Origin of the sequence: Leuconostoc garlicum, from assembly GCF_001998805.1 — a bacterium.
GTDB lineage: Bacteria > Bacillota > Bacilli > Lactobacillales > Lactobacillaceae > Leuconostoc > Leuconostoc lactis.
This window is the reverse complement of sequence record NZ_CP016329.1, coordinates 88528-109489: the sequence shown is the minus strand read 5'-3', so window position 1 is coordinate 109489 and position 20962 is coordinate 88528. Positions and strand designations below refer to the sequence as shown.

At 46.1% G+C, this 20962-nt stretch carries 14 protein-coding genes; 13 read left to right on the top strand and 1 reads right to left on the bottom strand.

The features are described 5' to 3' along the window. Window positions 1–46 precede the first annotated feature (46 nt). Genes A9176_RS00510 through A9176_RS00490 form a run of 5 tightly spaced genes read left to right on the top strand, consistent with a single transcriptional unit; the run spans window position 47 to window position 9191 of the window. Complete coding sequence (locus tag A9176_RS00510) at window positions 47–2263, top strand: alpha-galactosidase (RefSeq protein WP_077281852.1); 2217 nt, start codon at window positions 47–49, stop codon at window positions 2261–2263. A 46-nt stretch (window positions 2264–2309) separates the two neighbouring features. After that, entirely contained in the window at window positions 2310–3488 is a 1179-nt protein-coding gene (locus tag A9176_RS00505; protein WP_077281851.1) for a galactokinase, read from the top strand. 9 nt (window positions 3489–3497) lie between these two features. Then, entirely contained in the window at window positions 3498–5018 is a 1521-nt protein-coding gene (locus A9176_RS00500) for a UDP-glucose--hexose-1-phosphate uridylyltransferase (RefSeq protein ID WP_077281850.1), read from the top strand. A gap of 21 nt (window positions 5019–5039) precedes the next feature. After that, the gene (locus tag A9176_RS00495) at window positions 5040–6074 is read left to right on the top strand and encodes an aldose epimerase family protein (protein ID WP_077281849.1); all 1035 of its coding nucleotides are present in this window, start codon (window positions 5040–5042) and stop codon (window positions 6072–6074) included. Window positions 6075–6098: 24 nt separating this feature from the next. Then, entirely contained in the window at window positions 6099–9191 is a 3093-nt protein-coding gene (locus A9176_RS00490; protein ID WP_077281848.1) for a beta-galactosidase, read from the top strand. A gap of 61 nt (window positions 9192–9252) precedes the next feature. Here the strand turns inward: A9176_RS00490 and A9176_RS00485 are convergent, their stop codons facing one another. Then, a complete protein-coding gene (locus A9176_RS00485) occupies window positions 9253–9828 on the bottom strand; it encodes a recombinase family protein (protein WP_029510131.1) in 576 nt (191 codons plus the stop codon). A gap of 357 nt (window positions 9829–10185) precedes the next feature. Between A9176_RS00485 and A9176_RS00480 the strand changes: the two genes are divergently transcribed. The 8 genes from A9176_RS00480 (at window position 10186) to mutS (ending at window position 20945) form a co-directional block, all read left to right on the top strand. Then, window positions 10186–11556: a vWA domain-containing protein gene (locus tag A9176_RS00480; RefSeq protein ID WP_198150934.1), complete on the top strand. Its 1371-nt coding sequence runs from the start codon at window positions 10186–10188 to the stop codon at window positions 11554–11556. Between the two features lie 115 nt (window positions 11557–11671). Continuing rightward, entirely contained in the window at window positions 11672–12787 is a 1116-nt protein-coding gene (locus tag A9176_RS00475) for a SpaA isopeptide-forming pilin-related protein (protein ID WP_077281846.1), read from the top strand. Further along, window positions 12784–13047, top strand: a complete 264-nt coding sequence (locus tag A9176_RS00470; protein ID WP_077281845.1) for a hypothetical protein — start codon at window positions 12784–12786, stop codon at window positions 13045–13047. Before A9176_RS00475 ends, A9176_RS00470 begins: the two co-directional genes overlap by 4 nt. 3 nt (window positions 13048–13050) lie before the next feature. Further along, window positions 13051–13848, top strand: a complete 798-nt coding sequence (locus A9176_RS00465; RefSeq protein WP_077281844.1) for a SpaA isopeptide-forming pilin-related protein — start codon at window positions 13051–13053, stop codon at window positions 13846–13848. Next, window positions 13838–15349 (top strand): SpaH/EbpB family LPXTG-anchored major pilin, encoded by a 1512-nt coding sequence (locus A9176_RS00460; protein WP_077281843.1) that lies wholly within the window; start codon window positions 13838–13840, stop codon window positions 15347–15349. Before A9176_RS00465 ends, A9176_RS00460 begins: the two co-directional genes overlap by 11 nt. 66 nt (window positions 15350–15415) lie before the next feature. Beyond that, window positions 15416–16165: a class C sortase gene (locus A9176_RS00455; protein WP_077281842.1), complete on the top strand. Its 750-nt coding sequence runs from the start codon at window positions 15416–15418 to the stop codon at window positions 16163–16165. Between the two features lie 115 nt (window positions 16166–16280). Then, window positions 16281–18311, top strand: coding sequence for an ATP-dependent DNA helicase RecG (recG, locus tag A9176_RS00450; protein ID WP_077281841.1), 2031 nt, complete (start codon window positions 16281–16283; stop codon window positions 18309–18311). A gap of 39 nt (window positions 18312–18350) precedes the next feature. Then, window positions 18351–20945 (top strand): DNA mismatch repair protein MutS, encoded by a 2595-nt coding sequence (mutS, locus tag A9176_RS00445; RefSeq protein ID WP_077281840.1) that lies wholly within the window; start codon window positions 18351–18353, stop codon window positions 20943–20945. Window positions 20946–20962: the final 17 nt, after the last annotated feature.

Genomic DNA, 20962 nt, shown 5'->3' with positions numbered 1-20962 from the left:
GATACTATATGCTTGTAATTTAGTAAAAGTTTCCTGGAGGAAGACAATGACTAGTGCAAGCATTTTTTTTGACGCTGAAAACAAGGTTTTTCATCTGAAAAATGATCAAATATCGTATCTTTTTCAAGTTGAGACGGGGGACATTTTAAGTCATCTCTATTTTGGCCGTCAGATAGCAACATATCATGATCAACGGCGTTATCCAAGAATCGATCGCGGTTTTTCACCGAATCTTGCTGGCGATCCTGGGCAAGTCGATCGTGGCTATTCAAAAGATACGTTACGTCAGGAGTTTTCAGGCTTTGATACGGGTGATTTTCGGCAACCGGCTGTCGTGATTCGGGCTGAAAATGGTGCGCAAGCAACAGATTTTCGTTATGTCGATTATGAGATACAAGCGGGTAAACCAAACTTAGCGGATTTGCCCCAAGCTTATGTCCTAGCACCTGAAGAAGCCAAAACGCTGATTGTCCGGTTAGTTGATGCGACGTTAGATGCGGAACTGTACTTGTCTTACACCATCTTCGCCGATCGGCCAGTGATTGCCCGCACGGCAAAACTCATCAACCGTGGGACCCAAACATTGCAGGTAGAAAAATTAGCGTCAGTACAACTAGACGTCATTGAAAATCAACTAGAAGTTATTGCCCTACATGGCGCACATTTACGCGAACGTCAGGTTGAGCGGAAAAGTTTGCCGCATGGTATGACATCATTTGCCAGTCATCGTGGTGGTAGCTCACATCATATGAATCCCTTCATTGCATTAGTCGCACCAGATACAACGGAAGACAGTGGCACAGCGATTGGCGTACAACTGGTATATTCCGGTAATCATCAATTTACGTTGGAAAAAGACTATGTGGATCAGGTACATGTCCTGGCAGGCATTAACGAACAAGGCTTTAGTTGGCAATTATTGCCAGATGAAGCCTTCCAAGCCCCTGAAGCCTTACTCGTCTATTCGGAGGCTGGCTTGAACGGCATGTCGCAAGCTTATCATCACTTATTGCGTGAACGCGTCGCTCGAGGACGCTTCCAATATGCGCCGCGTCCCATTGTAATTAATAATTGGGAAGCGACATATTTCAATTTTGATGCGGAAAAAATTGATCATATTGTGGACCAGGCTGCACCGCTAGGTATTGAAATGTTTGTGTTAGATGATGGCTGGTTTGGTCATCGTGATGCCGATACAAGTTCTTTGGGTGATTGGTATGAATACGCTGATAAACTCAAATCGGGTGGTGGATTAGCCGGTATTTCGCAGCGTGTGCATGATCGTGGCATGCAGTTTGGGATTTGGATTGAGCCAGAAATGGTTTCAAAAGATTCACAGCTTTATCAAGCGCACCCAGATTATGCGATTCAAATTCCCAATCGGGATATGACACCTAGTCGTGATCAGTATGTCTTAGACTTTTCGCGTCAAGAAGTGGTGGATGCGATTTACGACCAAATTGCCGCCATTTTGGACGCCGTCCCAATTGATTATATTAAATGGGATATGAATCGCCATTTAACCGAGGTGTATTCGGCAGCCTTACCAGCGGCGCAACAAGGAGAAGTGGCGCACCGTTATGTATTAGGCGTGTATCAGTTAGCTGAACGGCTCACCACAGCCTATCCAGACATCTTGTTTGAAGGCTGTTCCGGTGGTGGTGGGCGCTTTGATGCCGGTATGCTGTATTATTTCCCGCAATCATGGGCGTCAGATAATACCGATCCGGTTGACCGGTTGAAAATCCAATATGGCACATCTTTGAGTTATCCCATTTCAAGCATGACAGCACATGTATCAGCTTCGCCAAATCATCAGACTGGCCGTCTGAGCAGTTTGACCATGCGTGGGGATGTTGCCATGGCGGGTGTCTTTGGCTACGAACTCGATCTTAGCCAACTATCAGATGCCGACAAAACGCAAATCAGTGAACAGGTGGTGTTTTACAAAACGCATCGTGACTTAATTCAGTATGGCGACTTCTATCGCATTCAGTCACCTTTTGAAAGCAATGATGTCGCTTGGCAGTTTGTCAGTGCAGATAAAACGGAAACACTACTGTTCCAGTATCGTGTGCTATCTGAAGGACAACCACCATTGCATTTGACCAAACTCAGCCATTTGGCACCGGATAAAACTTATCTTGAACCAGCTACTGGTCAAGTATTTGGTGGGGATGAACTGATGACCGTTGGCTTCTACAATGTACCATTGCAACAGGCTGACTTTACTTCACGTGTACGCTATTTTAAGCAAGTATAGGCATGTGATCATGGTTTGAAGTTAGTACGCATGAAAGGAAAAACAAATGACAACAATTTATGATGAACTCGCAAATGTCTATCACACCCAGTTTCAAACACAACCAACCGACAAATTCTTCTCACCAGGTCGGATTAATTTGATTGGGGAACATACGGATTATAATGGGGGCCATGTTTTCCCAGCAGCGATTACCTTGGGCACTTATGGGGTCGCCGGTAAGCGTACCGATAAACTGGTCAAGTTGTATTCGACCAATATGCCTGAGGCTGGGGTGATTACATTTGAGATTGATGATGAAAGTAAGCTGCCACATGGGTCATGGGGGAACTTCGTTAAAGGTGTGTTGCAAGCCTTACGTGGGTACGGCAACCAGTTTGAGACGGGATTTGAATTGGTCATTTCTGGCAATATTCCCAATGGGTCAGGTCTCTCATCGTCATCATCATTAGAATTATTGATTGGGGTGGTCGCCAAAAAATTGTATGACTTAAAGGTTCCCCGATTACAATTAGTGGCGAGTGGGCAACGGGCTGAAAATGACTTTGTCGGCGTTAATACTGGGATTATGGATCAGTTTGCGATTGGTTTTGGTGAGGAGGATCACGCCATTTACTTGGATACGAACACGATGATTTATGAGATGATCCCGACGCACTTAGGGGATCATGTGATTGTCATCATGAATACCAATAAACGGCGTGAATTAGCCGATTCAAAATACAATGAGCGTGTGCGTGAAACGCAAGCGGCGGTCGTTGACTTACAACAAAAACTCAACATTCAATTCCTTGGGCAATTGGATCGTGCGACGTTTGATCAAAATGCGGCGTTGATTGCGGATGAGACGGTGCGCCGCCGTGCGCGTCATGCGGTCTATGAAAATGAACGGACGCAAGAGGCAGTGAAAGCCCTCCAGGCCAATGATTTGGTTGGATTTGGGCAATTGATGAATGCCTCACACCAATCGCTAAAAGCAGATTACGAAGTCACAGGACTTGAACTTGATACCTTGGCTGAAACGGCACAACAGGTGCCTGGTGTCTTAGGCGCACGAATGACTGGGGCTGGTTTTGGTGGCTGTGCAATTGCCTTAGTGCATCGCGATGCAGTCGCAACACTAGAAAAAACAGTTGGCGAGCGCTATGAAGCGGTGGTGGGTTATGCGCCATCATTTTATGCGGCTAACATTGGCACAGGTGCACATTGGGTTGGCGAAATTTGAGGTGACACGATGAATCGAAATGGCTTAATCACGGTCTTTGTCCAGCGGATTATTGCGGCAACAGACTATACCGAACTAGATGAGACCTATTTAATTAATCAGGTACTGGGCTGGCTTGGGGAAGCAGACTATCAAACACCAACCACATTGACCCCTTGGGAAGATACGGACACCTTAACCTTGTTGGATGCGTTAATTCGTGTGGCCGACACGAACGGGACATTGGCGCGTCGTGAGATGAACGCGGATATGGTCGGTGCCCAATTGATGGCCCTCTTTGTCCCACGACCTTCTGAGGTGAACCGGATTTTTTGGGAAAAATATGCTAGTGAACCCGCTGCTGCTACGGACTACTTATTTGCCTTATCACGCCGCAGTAACTACATTAAGACACGTGAAATTGGTCAAAATATCTCGTTTCCGGTCACGACAAAATATGGGGCGTTACAAATCACGATAAATTTGTCGAAACCAGAAAAAGATCCCAAGATGATTGCAGCAGCGTTGCAGGCTCAAAAAAATACGCCCGTCAATTATCCAGTGTCGCAATTATCCCATGATAATGAAGGCTACTGGGGGCGACTAGATTATCCAGCACGGGCAAATCATCGGGTGGTGGCGTTGACGTTGGGTGGGGAACCTTGGTTTTTCCAATATTCACCGTATGCCTATTTTAATGAACACGCAATTATCTTTTCAAAAACGATTCGACCAATGCGTGTCGATGTGGCGCATTTGGCAAAATTATTAGAATTTGTCACGTTATTTCCGGATTATTTTATCGGGTCCAATGCGGACTTGCCCATTGTCGGTGGCTCTATTCTAACGCATGATCATTTCCAGGCGGGACGCTACGACTTACCAATGGCTCAGGCTACCATTAAGACGCCAATCACGCTGCCGGGGTGTCAAGTTGCGTCAGCTGGGGTGTTAAATTGGCCGATGACGGTGATTCGTTTGGCCGATGAAAACCAAGCCAACTTGCTACAAGCTGCCCAACAAATTATGACGACTTGGGCGCATTATAGTGATCCTGCGTTAGACATTCGTGCTTTTGATGCGCAGGGCGAACGGCATCATACCGTAACGCCCATTGCGCGCTATCGTGACGGACGCTACGAACTTGATTTAGTGTTGCGGGATAATAACGTATCGGAGACGTATCCTGATGGTATTTTCCATCCCCACGCCGATGTCCAACATATTAAACAAGAAAATATTGGTTTAATTGAGGTCATGGGCTTGGCGATCTTACCACCAAGGTTAAAGACCGAACTTGAGGTTGTTAAGGCCTACTTATTAGGCCAAGTTGACCAGGTGGCACCAAAGCATCAATTGTGGGCTGAAACATTGCGTGCCAACACCACCATTACACCCGAAAATGTCAACGCTATCATTGATGACAGTGTCGGACACATTTTTGAGCGGGTCTTAGAAGATGCGGGTGTCTATAAACATGACGCTGTCGGAGAAGCTGGTTTGGCGCGTTTCCTGCAGGCTGTGGCCCAAAATGTACAAGTATCAGATTAAAAAGTTGAAAGGAAAATCATCATGGAAATTTTAACCCAACCGTTTGGTGCACAAGCAATAAGCTACACCTTAATCAACGATCATGGCGTGGCCTTAAGTGTAACGGATTTTGGCGCACGAATTGTGAGTTTGCGCGTGCCACTTGCGACTGGTGAACGTGAATTGGTATTAGGTTTTGATAGTGCGGAAGAATATCAACAAAAAGATACCTTTATTGGGGCCACAATTGGCCGTGTTGCTGGTCGAATTGCTGGGGCACATTGGGCACACGATGGTGTCGATTACCAGTTTGAAGCCAATGAAAATGACAACACCTTACACAGTGGTGTGATTGGTTTTGACCAACGCTACTGGCAAGCTGCACCACAGGTGACGGCAACAGAGGCAAGGGTTGTGTTTACTTATGTCAGTGAAGACGGGGAAAATGGTTTTCCTGGTCAAGTGACGGTAAACGTGACCTATGCTTTGGCTAATGATAACGTCTGGCGGTTAACGTATGAGGCTGTGACAGATACGCCAACACTCTTTAACCCAACGAACCATGTCTACTTTAACTTGACGGGTGACCCATCGCAAAGTGTTGCAGCACATCAACTTAAGATTGCGGCTGATACCTTTGCGCCAATTGGTGACAAGAATTTAACGACTGGGGAAATACGGTCAGTAGCTGGGACAAGTTTTGATTTTCGTGCGGCAAAACCAGTTGGTACGACGATTGAGAGTACCGATGACCAACATCAACGGGTTGGTCATGGGCTTGATCATCCATTTTTGCTACAAGATACACAGGGGGCACCGCAAGCTGAACTGCTATCACCAGATGGTTTGGTGGGCGTTGCCATGACCACGACGGCACCGGCAGTAGTGGTCTTTACGGGTAATTTTGGTACAGATTTCACGCTGCCAATGCGCCAATCACAGTTGAAAAACCATGGCGGTATTACGCTAGAGACGCAAGCAGTACCTGGCGCTGAACGTTTTGCGCAATACGGAGATATTGTCCTCACGCCGGCATCACCTTATCAGCAAGTTACCGAATTTAAGCTGGACTTTTAAAGTTGGCAACCTAAAGGAGATCACATGACAACACTACAGACGATTTTGGCACGTCGCGATTGGGAAAATCCGGTCGTGACCCAATGGCATCGCTTGCCGAGTCATACGGATATGACCTATGATCGTCCGGATCAAGGACAATCAGGTAGCCAAATCCAATCATTGAACGGGACTTGGAGATTTAATTATTTTACGCATCTTGATGCTATTGATGATACATGGCGTATGCAAGATTTACCGGATGCGACGACCATTACGGTACCAGGCAACTGGCAATTAGCCGGTGATTATGACGTGCCGTTGTATAGTAATGTGGCCTATCCGTTTCCTGTAACGCCACCAATCGTGCCTGACGAAAACCCAGTGGGTGCTTATTCAAAGACCATTCAAGTCGATGAAGCGTGGTTGGCTGACTCAAAAGAGACACATATTGTCTTTAATGGTGTCAGCTCGGCATTTTATCTTTGGGTTAATGGGACTTGGATCGGGTACTCAGAAGATAGCCGGTTACCCGCCGAATTTGATTTAACGCCCCACCTAGTGGCGGGGGAGAATCGTATCGCTGTTTTGGTTTTGAAATGGAGTAAAGCGAGCTATTTTGAAGACCAAGATATGTGGCGACTTTCGGGTATTTTTCGAGATGTTGAGCTGGTGAACATGCCCAAGGTGCGTTTGTCAGACTTTGCGATTGATACCCAGTTAGCGGATGATTTGGATGATGCTGTGGTGACAGTGCGTGCGGAAATTGATGACGTGGCGAATCAGGCATTACAAGTACGAGCGACTTTGTCTTGGGACGGCTTAGAAATCGCATCAGATGAGACAACATTTGGCAACGACTTAGTAGATGAACGTGGCGCCAATGCCCACGAAGCAACCTTGTCGCTACCAGTTCATCAGCCAAAACTGTGGTCAGCAGAAATCCCACAGCGCTATGACTTAACGCTGACACTATTTGATGACGACACAGTTTATCACACAGAAACCAAAAAAATTGGTATTCGTCGTGTCGATATCAAGGATGGACTCTTGCGTTTAAATAACCAGCCTTTGCTGATTCGCGGGGTCAATAAGCATGAATTCACGCCAGAGACGGGTTATTATGTCGATGAAGCGACGATGTTAAAAGATATTCGCTTACTTAAAGAGCATAATTTCAATGCCGTCCGGTTGTCACATTATCCTAATGATCGCCGTTGGTATGAGTTATGTGATCAGTACGGGTTGTATTTAGTCGATGAGGCAAACATTGAAACCCACGGCATGACGCCGATGAACCGGCTAACCAATGATGCCACTTACTTACCGCTGATGATGGCCCGCGTGACACGGATGGTCAAGCGTGACTACAATCACCCCTCAGTGATTATTTGGTCACTGGGGAATGAATCAGGCTACGGGCGCAATCACGATGCGATGTATCAATGGTTAAAACAAGTGGATCCGTCACGACCAGTGCAATATGAAGGTGGCGGGGCTGATTCGCCAGCAACCGATATTATTGCGCCAATGTATGCGCGTGTGGATCAAGACCAAGTCGCGCCTGTGAATTCAAAATGGTCGATTAAAAAGTGGGTCAGTCAACCTGGTGAAACCCGGCCCCTCATTTTGTGTGAATATGCGCACAGTATGGGCAATAGCTTAGGTGGTTTTGCCAAATACTGGGACGCTTTTGAACAGTATCCACGCTTACAAGGTGGTTTTATCTGGGATTGGGTTGATCAAGGGTTGTTGAAAAACGAGACGACGGGCGAGGCATTTTATGCTTATGGTGGCGACTTTGGGGATCATCCCAATGATCGACAATTCAGTCTGGATGGCTTGCTTTTCCCAGACCGCACACCAAAGCCGGCTTTACTAGAAGCGGCATTTTGTCAGCAGTACTTTGGCTTTTCGCTTGTTCGGACACCAACTGGTCACCCCGAAGCGTTGCAAGTCACCAGCAAGCATCTGTTTAAACACGTGGATGATGCGGTTTTGCAGTATCAGTGGGTAATCAATGGGGTACCACAACCGTTAGCGAGTTTGCCACTGGATTTATCAGCTGGGGACACCGTGACGATACCCTTAACGGTACCACAGGTTGCGACCGGTGATGTGGCCTTAAATGTGGCCATTATCCAGCAAACACCCGATGGCATTATTCGGCCGCAAACGCGTTTGGCTTATGATCAGTTTGTGATTCAAAATCGGCCGTTAAAACCAGTGTTGCCTGACATGACGACCAGTTTGCCACCAGTTGTTGAACAAACGGCCGAAACCGTTACCATTACAGCCGGGCAACACCAGTTTGTCTTCGATGCCACGCGAGGCTGGTTGACCCAATGGTATTTTGGCGGCGTTAGTCAGTTCTTGACGCCGTTAAAAGATCAGTTTACCCGTGCGGCAATTGATAATGATATTGGTGTGAGTGAAGTCGGGCGCGTTGATCCAAATGCTTGGTATGAAAAGTGGCGTGCGAGTGGTTATGACCAGTTACAACCACGACTAGGCGCATTTGACGTGACGGCCAACGACCAAGGTGTCGTGGTAACGACGACACATGATTTTTTGTCACCAATTGATCAGCATGTGATGTTACAGTCGACTAAGCGTTATCATATTTCACCAACTGGGGCGTTAGCACTGCAAGTTGATGTTTGGCGCCAAATGGCTGATCCTGAACCAGCACGTATTGGCCTGAATGTGCAATTAGCGACCGTCCCTGAACAAGTGAACTACGTTGGGTTCGGGCCAATGGAAAATTATCCAGACCGGCGGGCAGCAGCAACCAGGGGCCGATGGTCCGCAACTTTGGCCGACTTATACACGCCGTACATTTTCCCTAGTGAAAATGGGCTGCGCACCGGCGTTAGCCAGTTGCAATTTGGTCAACATGACCTACAAAGTCCAACGACGGTGGCCTTTAATTTGTCACCGTATAGTCCACAACAGCTGAGCCAAACGACTCACCGGCATCTGCTTAAACCAGAGGCTGGGGTGTGGTTGAACTTAGACGGCGCGCATATGGGCATTGGGGGGGATGATTCATGGTCACCAAGTGTGGCCCCCGAATATCTTTTATCTGGCGAACATTATCATTATGCGTTGAACTGGCAATTGCATGACCAACTTTAAATAAATTACTTAAAAAGATGTGTTTTCAACACATCTTTTTTTGTGGGTTAAAGCCGGTGATTCACGTGTTTTGCTCGGCTTGTCGGAGTTTTTTGATGCGCCGTTTTAAAGTCGAGGCACTAATACCCGTTTTTTTGGCGACTTGTTGATACGACAGGCCATTTTGATGTTGTTGATAGGCGGCTAAAATTTCCATATCGGAATAGGTCTCTTTACGTCCTTCACGAAAATGGGGATTGTGCCGTCTGGCATAAGCTTTGCCTTCCTGTGTCCGGGTCAAAATCAGATCACGTTCAAACTGCGCAAAGGCAGAAAAAATGGTGAAAATCAGCTTGCCCGTAGGACTTTCATCAATCAAACCTAAATTTAAGATGTGGATAGCGACCCGTTGATCAAATAAATGTTGCATGACTTCGAGCGCTTCATGGGTATTTCTGGCAAAGCGATCTAGCTTGGTCACAACAAGCATATCGTGGGGTTGGAGCGTTTTTAAGAGTGTGTCAAAAACAGGTCGTTCAGTGGTTGTGCCGGTATATTTTTCTTTGAAAATTTGGTCAACACCAGCCTGGGTTAACTGCGCAACTTGGGCTTCAAGATGTTGGCCTTCTGTACTCACTCTAGCATAGCCGTATTTCATATCATGATTCCTTTATTGTAGTGATAATTTTCCCAAGACGCAAAAAAGGTTCGCAACTCGAGAGATGCGAACCAGACACTTTGATAAGAGAATTATATCACAAAGGTAATTTAAATGCGTGTGTAATCGTTATCTTAAGTCATAATACGTGCTAATTGGTGATTTGTTGGAATTGTTATGGTGGGGTTACATCTCTCGAGTTGTGCTACTAGAAAAACGGGATTGACTTTGAAATACCAAGCACAACTGTTACTTAGAAGGGAGAAAGGAACGATTGATATCATAAAAGCGAGGCGGGCTAAAAAATGCCGAAACCACCGTGGCTGGTGGTTGTGGTTAAGTGTGCTGAGTCTGTGTTTGTTAACCATTGGACAAACTGTGACTGCTGCTGGCATAACGCCAACCTATCAAACCACACCAACTGGCACGTCACCAACAGCTGCATGGACGATGCCAGGGCAGGCGGACGTCATTAATCCTCAGGGTGGGCATGAGCATGAGGGCTGGGACAATGTCACCCAATGGGATGGTGCACCTGATAACACGCACAATGCCTATCTCAAATTTGGCGGTCATGACGTCAACAATCCAGCTTATCAAATACGACAATATGCACGACAAACCGCGACACCTGGCTTGTTTGATGTTTTCTTGAATGTTAAAGGAAATCGGCAAGTGGCGATCAAACCAATTGATATTGTTTTGGTTACCGACATGTCCAGATCCATGAATTCAGTGTTCAACGGTGGTATCAAACGTGAATATGCCGTCCGTGATGGTATCAAAAAATTTATGCCAACAATTAACGACGAAGGGTATGGTGATTTTGTTAATGTTGGTCTGGTGAGTTATGCCTCTAAAGAAAGTGAACAGCGACCAGGCATTTCGACAGAAAATATTGATCGTGTCAGTAATACAACGCATGTGACAAACATCAATCGTATCCTCAGAAATCCCCCCGTTGGCGGAACGTTTACACAAAATGGTCTCCGTGAAGCACAAAACATGTTGGCAAGTGATGCCAGTGACCACAAAAAAATCATGGTGTTATTGACTGACGGGCTTCCGACGCAATCATACAAAGTAACTCAAGCCAAAGTAGTTGATGGGCACGTTATCGGGACGGATTTTAGTCAAGCATGGGATTATCCAGGGTATACGTCACAGTTTGTCGAAAGCCACTATCCTGACTGGATAGAGAGACCAGCGCCATATCAAGTCGATGGGCAAATGATTCCAGATACTTGGGCAGCTACGTTAGGGGAGGCCTACGCACTACGAGAAAAAGGGACTGAACTACATACATTAGGTATTCAATTGGATATGGATAGTTGGGGTACAGGTAATAATTCTCACATGTATTTAACCAAAACGCAAGTACGTGAACGTATGGCGTTACTTGCAACACCTGGTCACTATCAGGATGCTAATACGTTAGATGATGTTGGCACTTACTTAGCAGGTCAGGTCAATAGTGTCTTAAGTGAGTTTTATACAGTAAAAAATGGGACGGTGCATAATCCGATTGGTGAACAATTTATTTATGCGGACACACCACCAACCGTGACCAGTGTAGGTAAAAAAGTGGTTGATAACTTACCAAGTGTGACACGTGACGCTAAACAAGTGACCGTTAACAACCTGAATTTGGGGCAAGATCAAGAAATTCAGCTGCATTATCAGGTCCATCTCAAAACGGAAGCGCAAAATTTTCAACCTGATTTTTAGTACCAAGTGAGTGGGGAAACGTCATTAACTCCAACTGAAAAAGACGCCGCAGTGGCCTTTGGTATGCCTTCTGCTAAAGCAGCCGGAACCAAGTTGCAGGTGACTAAAAAAATGGGTGGATGATATTGATCGTACAAAACGACCCGATCAAATTCAGTTTGGCATTGGACGAAAAGTGGCGAATCAGTTAACTGAATGGCGGGCAGTTGGGCAGCTCACTGCCGCGGAAAATTGGCAAAAGACTGTCACCCAAGGGATGCAAGACGGGCAATCGGTGTGGCTACCTGCTTATAATAACCAGGGTCAAGCATTCGATTATCACGTTTTAAATGAGCAGACGGCGGGTTACGTGACACACATTACGCAACAAGATAATCAGGCGACGGTAACAAATTGCCAATATGGCTTAATAATTGACAAGATCGCCCAGGGGACAACATTACCCCTCAAAGGTGCGACATTTACCGTATCATCTTCAGATGGTCAGCAGGTCATGACGGTTCAGGCGGGCCAATGCCAGTTGTTGACACCAGGCGACTACACCATTCAAGAAACGCAGTCACCCAGTGGGTTTCAAATGGCTAACACCACGTATCATTTAACGCTGACGGCAGACGGACAGTGGTTAAGTGATGGGCAAGCCATTACGGCAACCGTACCTGAATCAGACGGTGATGGCGTTAAGGACGGTTTTTCAATTGATCAGACATTATCGCATAATGCCAGTCAAACGAATGTTGTCAAATTAACGCAAAATAATCCCATTAAGCCATTCAAATTAGTGGTGAAAAAGACGGATGCCCAGACAACCCTACCTGTGTCAGGCGCAAAATTTGAGCTTAAAGCGCTAACGGATGAGACGCTAACCCTTAAAGCCAATCGAAATGGCACAGCATTTACCGTGACACACTTAACCCCAGGTACTTACACCTTGACCGAACGTCAAGCGCCTCAAGGTTACTTGCCTGCCGAGCCGGTCGTGATCGTTATTTCGCCAGATGGCCGTGTCCAAGTGACTGGTGGGACTAAACAGTGGGCCACCAAGTTAACCAACGGTCAGACTGACAATCAAGTTACCTTGCAAGTTCCAAATCGGAATCAAGCCGTTTTGCCAAATACAGGGGGGTCAGGTCAGCTACCTTATTTGATTGTGGCTGGTGGTTTACTGAGTGTCGGTTTCTTGCTTCATTCAGGTTACCTGTATGGTCAACGTCGGAGGCAGAAAAAATGATTAAAAAGATGCTGTACTTTTTAACGGGTTGCTGCTTGTTTGGCCTGCTAAGTTGGCAATTTAACTGGCCAGTATTGGCACAAAATCAAACTGATACGACCATTGCGTTGCAACATCAAGTTGTGAATCAGACCAAGCAACGGACACGCTTTGATCTGTATGACATGTCAAATTTGGCAGCTACGCATTGCCACGAACCCAATTATTTTCAAACACTTAAAACACAAGCGCAGACCATTCAGACGGTGATCCAAGACTAACATTTGGCGTTAGTTGATTCGCAAGTCACAGATGCATTAGGACAACTTGTGTTTCATGTATCGCAAGCAGAGAACAAGACGTATCTGATTGTGCAACGCCAGCCGGATGCTGTAACGCAAAATGGTCAAACCAATCAAGTATTGGCTGATCCAATGGTTGTCAAAATGGCTGATTATGTCGGGTTGGCACAACCGGCGACGATTCAAACCAAGTCGACGGGTTTAAAACGCCAACCATATTTTTTTAAGTATGGGCGAACGCAAAATAAAGGGGAAATCCCTTTGTCAGCGGTACGTTTTGTGTTATATCAGCGCCGACAACGACAAAAATACTATCTGACGCAAACAGGTGATTGGTGTCAGAGCACCACACCCAAACAAGATTCGCGGGTTAAAAAGATTTTGTCAGATAGTCGAGGCTTGGTGATACTGCAAGATTACCAGTTACCAGCAGGCCAGTATTTTTTTGAAGAAATTCAAACCCAACCGAATTACCTGATATCATCAGCCGCGCGAGCCATTCAGTTGGACGTACCCGTAGTAGCAGATAATACGCCACTATCACCGATGCGTTTGAATGGTGAGCCATTGTGGCAAACAGCTGCTGGTCAGTTACCCAATACGGTGATGACAACGGCTCAACCGCGCGTTATCAATGCACAAAAACAAGCAACCACGCAGTTACCAGCAACAGGACAAGCCAAGGCGATGATGTCCTTGGTTGGCCTAACTATTTTGGTCATGAGTTTTTTATTGTTAGCTGGGTTATACACGAAGAGAGGATTAAATCATGAAAAGTAGTATCTGGTCAAAACTGGTAGCCATTGGCTTATTGCCCATTTTGATTGCTACAATTATCAGTGCGTTCAGCGGGGCTGTATCTGCAGATACAACACCAAGTACAGTGACTGTTACCTTACACATGCGGGGATTTGAGACAGGCCAAGTCCAAGCTAACAAAGAAAATTCTGGTGTGATTGATAACGATTTTGGTGGGACGCCTTTAGCAAATGTCACCGTTACAGCGTATGATGTCACAGCACAGTATTTACGGTTACGCCAAACGGGCCAAACTGCACAAAATACTGTGGCAACAATGCAACAGGATGCGCAAAAAACTGTCCCGAGCTATGCGACAAAGTTATCAGACGCGACAACGGGTCAAGACGGCAATGCGACGTTTGCTAATTTAGCGGCTAAAGATGGTGACAAGGATAAGGTTTACTTATTTTTAGAAACCAATTCCTCAAGTAACATTACACAACGCGCTACACCGAGTGTTTTAGCTTTACCAATTTATCAACCAGGATCAGATACGCAGATCAATCCAAATATCCATATTTATCCTAAAAATGAACAGACGAACGCCTTTTCAAAAGATTTGACCGCGCAAAGTAAGGCCGATTTGACGGTAAACTTACCCGATGGCTCAAAAATTTACAATGCTACTATTGGCCAAACGTTTAGTTATCAATTACAAGTGGCCGTCCCTTGGAATATCCAAGATAAATCAACGTTCAACGTTGTTGATACGCCTAACTTAGGCATTGATGACGTGGCGAGTACCGTCAAAATCGATGGGTTAGTCCAAGGAACGGACTACCAAGTGACAGCAACAACTGCAACGGCAAAAGATGGGAAAGGGTTTAGAATCACATTTAATCCAAAAACTGCCCGTATGACAGCAATGGCAGGGAAACAGTTAGTTGTTGCTTACGATGCTACGTTAACGAAAGCGGCCGCACCAGAAAAAGGCTTGACGAACGCCGCTACTTTCACCGTTGATCAGGAAGTCGTCACGACCGAAGGGGACGGGTTAAAAATTTACACTGGCGGTGCTACCTTTGTTAAGGTGGACAAACAAAGTCAAGCCAGGTTGGCTGGGGCTGTTTTCCAATTAGTCAAAGTTGATCAGCAAGAAAACATCATAGCTTATGCGAATCAAGCTGCCGATGGCAGTTACCAGTGGGGAACAAGTGCCAATCAGGCCACAAGATATGTGACGGATTCACAAGGAATGTTGCATTTGCAAAATTTGATTTATTCAGCAAAATTACCGAATAACCAACACTATGCCTTGCTTGAAATACAAGCACCAACGGGTTATGCACGTTTGGCAAAACAAGTACCGTTTAATGTGACCAAAGGCAGCTATGCGACTGCGCAAACCATGACCATTGAAAACACCAAAAAAGGCTTGCTACCAGCCACTGGTGGTGTTGGCGTTTATATCTTCTTCGGTATGGGCGTGATATTGATGGCTGGTGCTGTTTGGTGGTATAAAAAACAACACACGGTCTAATGTGTGAACCAGAAAGATGACGTTATGACAATGGCACAAAACCACCGACCAGATTGGTTTCGGTAGGTGTTTGCAGGTATTTTTATTCTTGGCTTTTTGATTGCGACTTATCCATTTTATGTCAGTGCAGTCAATCATTTTATCGATCAGCAACGGTTAACGCCCTTAGCACGACAACAACAGAAAACTAGTCAGCCGAGTCAACCAAACGATCACGGCGACGAGGTGGCAGATCCGTTTGCAAATGCCGCCCCGCCACAACAAATTGCTTTAAAACAACAATTGCTTGGTAGTATCACAGTGCCAAGTATTGCGTTGCATACGCCACTATTTAAAGCCACCAACGAGGTGACCTTAACCTATGGGGTAACCGTGTTACAAAATATGGATAGTCCAACTGGTGGGGTTGGGACGCATTGTGTCATTGCGGGGCACCGTGGCTTGGCATCAAGAGTACTATTTACCAATCTTAATCGGGTTAAGTCAGGGGATATTGTGATTTTAACGCTTGGGGATAAAAAATTAGCTTATCAAATTTTTATGACCCAAGTGGTGCGACCGGCTGATTTTCAGGTGTTACAACGTCAACCTCAGCAGGACTTACTGACATTAGTGACGTGTACGCCGTATATGATCAATTCACATCGCCTACTGGTGACGGGCAGGCGCGTGCCGTATCAGCCGAACTTTCAGAAAAAAATCACACAAACGATTCAGTCAGAAAATATCAAGCAAGCTGGGATATTGCTAGCCATTGGAGTGGCGCTTGGCGGTCAAATCTGTTGGTTTTGGTGGCGTTGGCGACAATCAACCTGATACCTAATGGTTCTTGCTGACTGCCAAAAGTTAATGCGCAACATGGATAGGGGGAAAAGGCAATCGGCTCATGAGCTGGTCGCCTTTTTTTCAAGCAAAATGATACAATAATAACATGATGACACCGGTTGACAATGTGGATATTTTACCAGGCGTTGGCCCAAAACGCCTAACGGCTTTGCATGACCTTGATATTTTTACCATTGAAGATTTATTGGGGTATTTTCCGTTTCGCTATGAGGATTTAGGTGAGCGGCGGCCGTCCGAAACTTTGGATGGCGAGAAGGTCACCTTCAAGGGGGTGGTGAGTGCGCCCCCAGTGGTGACACGTTTTGGCAAGAAAACGCAAACGCGCTTTGGCTTACTCATTGAACACGAAAATGTTCGCGTGACGTTTTTTAATCAGCCTTGGTTAGCACAAAATATCGCTGTTGGTCAGGAAGTGGCCGTGTACGGGACGTATAATGCTGCGAAAGCAGCACTAACGGGCATGAAAATGATTAATGCCAAGGCAAATGCTTTAGATCCAATTTATACGGCCTCTAAACAAATCACGGCAAAAACTATTCGGCATTTAGTCGAATTGGCCTGGGCGGATGTCCGTGGGACGATGCCGGACCTCGTGCCACTTAGTTTACGGCAGAAGTATCGGTTATTAGACCGCAATACCCAAATTGAACACATGCATTTTCCCACTGACATGCCAGCTGCGAAAGCAGCACGTCGGAGTGCGGCCTTTGAGGAATTTTTCATTTTTCAAATGCGTTTACAACTGTTGAAGTTGGCGGATCAAAAATTTGCGGGTGAAGGCATTGCCTATGATGCGCAAGCACTCAAAAAGTTTGAGGCAGGACTACCATTTACACTCACTACCGCGCAAAAAAAGGTGATTGCGGAAATTTTGCAAGACCAGCATCGGCCACGGCACATGAATCGCTTACTACAAGGGGATGTTGGTTCCGGAAAAACAGTGGTGGCGGCCATGGCTATGTATGCCGTCGTGACGGCAGGGCTACAAGCTGCCATTATGGCACCAACGGAAATTTTAGCGCAACAACACGCGTTGAATTTAGCACAGTTATTTGATCGTGCGGGTGTGCAGCTACGCATTGAGCTGCTGACTAGTGGTTTGCGTGCTGCGGCGCGACGACAGATTTTAGAAGATCTTGAGAACGGCGAGATTGATATTTTAGTTGGCACACATGCATTGTTACAACCAGACGTGGCATTTCATCATTTAGGACTGGCAGTCATTGATGAACAGCATCGTTTTGGCGTGAACCAACGAGCTGCGTTACGTGAAAATGGGGTTAATCCAGATATTTTGGCGATGACGGCGACCCCTATTCCACGCACATTGTCGATCACGGCTTACGGTGAGATGGATGTGTCCATTATTGACCAATTACCTAGTGGCCGTAAAGCTATTGAAACTAAACGGCTCAGTCATAATCAGTTAGATGCCGCTTTGGCATTTGTGAAACAACAACTGGATGACGGGGCACAAGCCTACATCGTGACGCCTTTGATTGAAGAATCGGAGTCACTGGATGTGCAAAATGCGACCGCCATGTATGAAGCGATGCAGTTAGAATTGCCAGAATATACGATTGGCCTATTACACGGTCGCTTATCAAATGATGAAAAAAAGCAGTTAATGGCTGATTTTAAGGCGAATCGGATTCAAGTTTTGGTGGCCACAACAGTGATTGAAGTTGGGGTGGATGTGCCCAATGCCAGCATTATGTTGATTTTAGATGCCGATCGCTTTGGGTTAGCGCAACTGCATCAATTGCGTGGCCGTGTGGGTCGTGGTAGTCGGCAATCGTATACGTTGCTGATAGCGGACCCTAAAACCGATTACGGCACAGCCCGTTTAGATGCGATGGTGGCGACGACTAATGGCTTTGTTTTGGCGCAAAAAGATTTGGAATTACGTGGTTCTGGGGATATTTTAGGCACTAAACAGTCCGGTGTCCCAGAATTTGTTGTGGGTGATCCAATCAAGGATCTGACGATGATGGAAATTGCGCAACAGGAAGCGATTACGTTAGTGAGTCAGGAAAATTGGGACCAACAGCCAGAAAACCAAGCGTTAGTCGCTTATTTATCACGCACGATGGCGCGCTATCGCCATTTTGATTAAGCGAAGTGAAAGAAATGATGATTGAGGAGATACCTACCGATGGCTAAACCAGCTGATACCCCCATGATGGTGCAATATCATGAGATTAAAGCGCAATATCCAGATGCGTTCGTTTTTTATCGCTTAGGTGATTTTTACGAATTATTTGAAGAAGATGCTATTCAAGGGGCAAAATTGCTGGAATTGACGTTAACAGCGCGGAATAAAAATTCAGAAAATCCGGTGCCGATGGCCGGTATCCCCCATCATGCGGCGCAAAACTATATCGATATTTTAGTTGATCAGGGACATAAGGTTGCCATTGTGGAGCAAATGGAAGATGCTGCCGCAGCCAAAGGCATGGTGAAACGTGACGTTGTCCAACTGATTACACCAGGGACAAAGTTATCGGGTGGGGCTGGTTCAGATAAACAAAATAATTATTTGGCGGCCGTATTACCGGATGGCCAGGCTTGGGCTATGGCTTATATTGATTTATCAACTGGTGAGTTGAAAGCCACAACCAGCCAACAATTTAATGATATCGTGGATGAATTGCGGTCGTTGGAAGTGAAGGAAGTCGTTTTGCGCCAAAATGATCCCGAAACGATCAAGCAACAAATGGCAACGCAATTGGGCGAGCATGGGTTAGTTATCTCAACGCAAGCGGAAGTCGCACCGTCCGCAACGATTAGTTTTTTGACGCAAAATCTCACGCATTCGCTAGAAGTTGCGGTCACGACGATGTTGTTGGGGTATATTTTTGATACCCAACGTCGTAATCTCGAACATATTGTGCCTGCGGAAAGTTATGAACGGCTAGCTTACCTGAAATTTAATCAAGATACCCGGATTAATTTAGATTTAGTAGAAAATACCCGGACCAAAAAACGGGCAGGCTCATTACTGGGGTTAATTGACGAGACGCACACGGCAATGGGTGGTCGTTTATTGAAGCAATGGGTGTTGAAGCCGTTACGCGTGCAAGCTGATATTGAGGCGCGCATAGATCTTGTGCAGGCTTTCCAAGCCGACTTTTTTACTCGAGGCACGTTACAAGATCATTTGAAGTCTGTCTATGATTTAGAACGTTTGGCAGCACGCGCAGCGATGGGTACCATGAACGCGCGTGAACTCGTCCAGTTAAAACGTTCATTACGCGCAATTCCGGCGATAAAAGCGACTTTAGCAGAATCGGACAGTTTACTTCAGGCAGTTGGGCAGCAGCTCGATGATATGGGCGACTTAGCCACTTTAATTGATGATGCCATTATGGACGAACCGCCAATTAGTGTGCGCGAAGGCAACATCATTAAAAATGGTTTTGACGCCAAAATTGATGACTATCGTCAAGTGCTCACCGATAACCAGCAGTGGCTGGCGCAATTGGAAGCCGACGAACGCGCTGCGACTGGGATTGGGTCGTTGAAAGTCGGGTATAATAAGAACTTTGGTTACTTTATCGAAGTGACCAAAGCTAATATTGGGAAATTAGCGGAAAATCGGTATGAACGCCTGCAAACTTTGACCAATGCAGAACGTTTTGTCACGCCTGAATTGAAGGCACATGAGCGGTTAATTATTGAAGCCCAAGCCAAGCAAACCGAACGTGAGTATGATTTGTTTGTCACCGTTCGTGACCATGTGAAGGCTGAGATTGGACGTTTGCAGACATTAGCTCAGCAAGTCGCCCGTTTAGACGTGCTGGCTGCGTTAGCTGATGTTGCGGATAATCGCCGTTTTGTCCGGCCAGTCTTTACCACCGGTAATCATATTGCCATTGAACAGGGACGACATCCGGTTGTTGAATCCTTATTGCCGGCTGGTGAATTTGTGGCGAATGATGTCATGTTATCTGATCAAACCAATATGCAGTTGATTACGGGGCCAAATATGGCGGGTAAATCAACCTATATGCGGGAATTAGCGTTGATTGTCATTTTGGCACAAATGGGTAGTTTTGTGCCCGCCTCAGCGGCTGAGTTGCCGATTTTTGATCAAATCTTTACGCGCATTGGGGCCAATGATGATATGGCCATGGGACAGTCAACCTTTATGGTAGAAATGGCGGAAGCCAACCATGCGTTGCAAGAAGCAACGGCGCATTCGTTGATTTTATTTGACGAATTGGGTCGGGGCACGGCAACTTATGACGGGATGGCGTTGGCTCAGGCGATTATTGAGTTCTTAAATACGCATGTGCATGCCAAAACGCTGTTTTCAACCCACTATCATGAACTGACGGTGTTGGCTGATCAACATCCAGGCATTGCCAATGTGCATGTCGGCGCTGTTGAAGATGCGGATGGCCAATTACATTTCTTACATCAAATTCAAACAGGCCCCGCTGACAAATCTTATGGGATTCACGTGGCTGCGTTGGCCGGTTTGCCTGATGAACTCATTGCCAATGCGACCCACATTTTGTCACAACTTGAAAATCAAAAATCAGTTGTCGTGGCAAGTGAACCCGTTGCACCAGTGCCTGTTTCATCAGTACAACAGTTAGCCGAGCAGGTGCCGTTGTTTGATGTGGCCACAACTGATGACAAGACACAACAATTGCTAGCGCAACTAGATCAGTTGGATATTTTAAACATGACACCGATTGATGCGATGAATGCATTGCATACCTTGAAGAAAATGCGACAGTAGGAGGAGTGCCACGTTGC

Coding starts and splice junctions, on each gene's coding strand:
- A9176_RS00495 (WP_077281849.1), top strand. CDS start 5,040: ATGGAAATTTTAACCCAACCGTTTGGTGCACAAGCAATAAGCTACACC.
- A9176_RS00460 (WP_077281843.1), top strand. CDS start 13,838: ATGAAAAGTAGTATCTGGTCAAAACTGGTAGCCATTGGCTTATTGCCC.
- mutS (WP_077281840.1), top strand. CDS start 18,351: ATGGCTAAACCAGCTGATACCCCCATGATGGTGCAATATCATGAGATT.
- A9176_RS00500 (WP_077281850.1), top strand. CDS start 3,498: ATGAATCGAAATGGCTTAATCACGGTCTTTGTCCAGCGGATTATTGCG.
- A9176_RS00485 (WP_029510131.1), bottom strand. CDS start 9,828: ATGAAATACGGCTATGCTAGAGTGAGTACAGAAGGCCAACATCTTGAA.
- recG (WP_077281841.1), top strand. CDS start 16,281: ATGATGACACCGGTTGACAATGTGGATATTTTACCAGGCGTTGGCCCA.
- A9176_RS00505 (WP_077281851.1), top strand. CDS start 2,310: ATGACAACAATTTATGATGAACTCGCAAATGTCTATCACACCCAGTTT.
- A9176_RS00470 (WP_077281845.1), top strand. CDS start 12,784: ATGATTAAAAAGATGCTGTACTTTTTAACGGGTTGCTGCTTGTTTGGC.
- A9176_RS00490 (WP_077281848.1), top strand. CDS start 6,099: ATGACAACACTACAGACGATTTTGGCACGTCGCGATTGGGAAAATCCG.
- A9176_RS00510 (WP_077281852.1), top strand. CDS start 47: ATGACTAGTGCAAGCATTTTTTTTGACGCTGAAAACAAGGTTTTTCAT.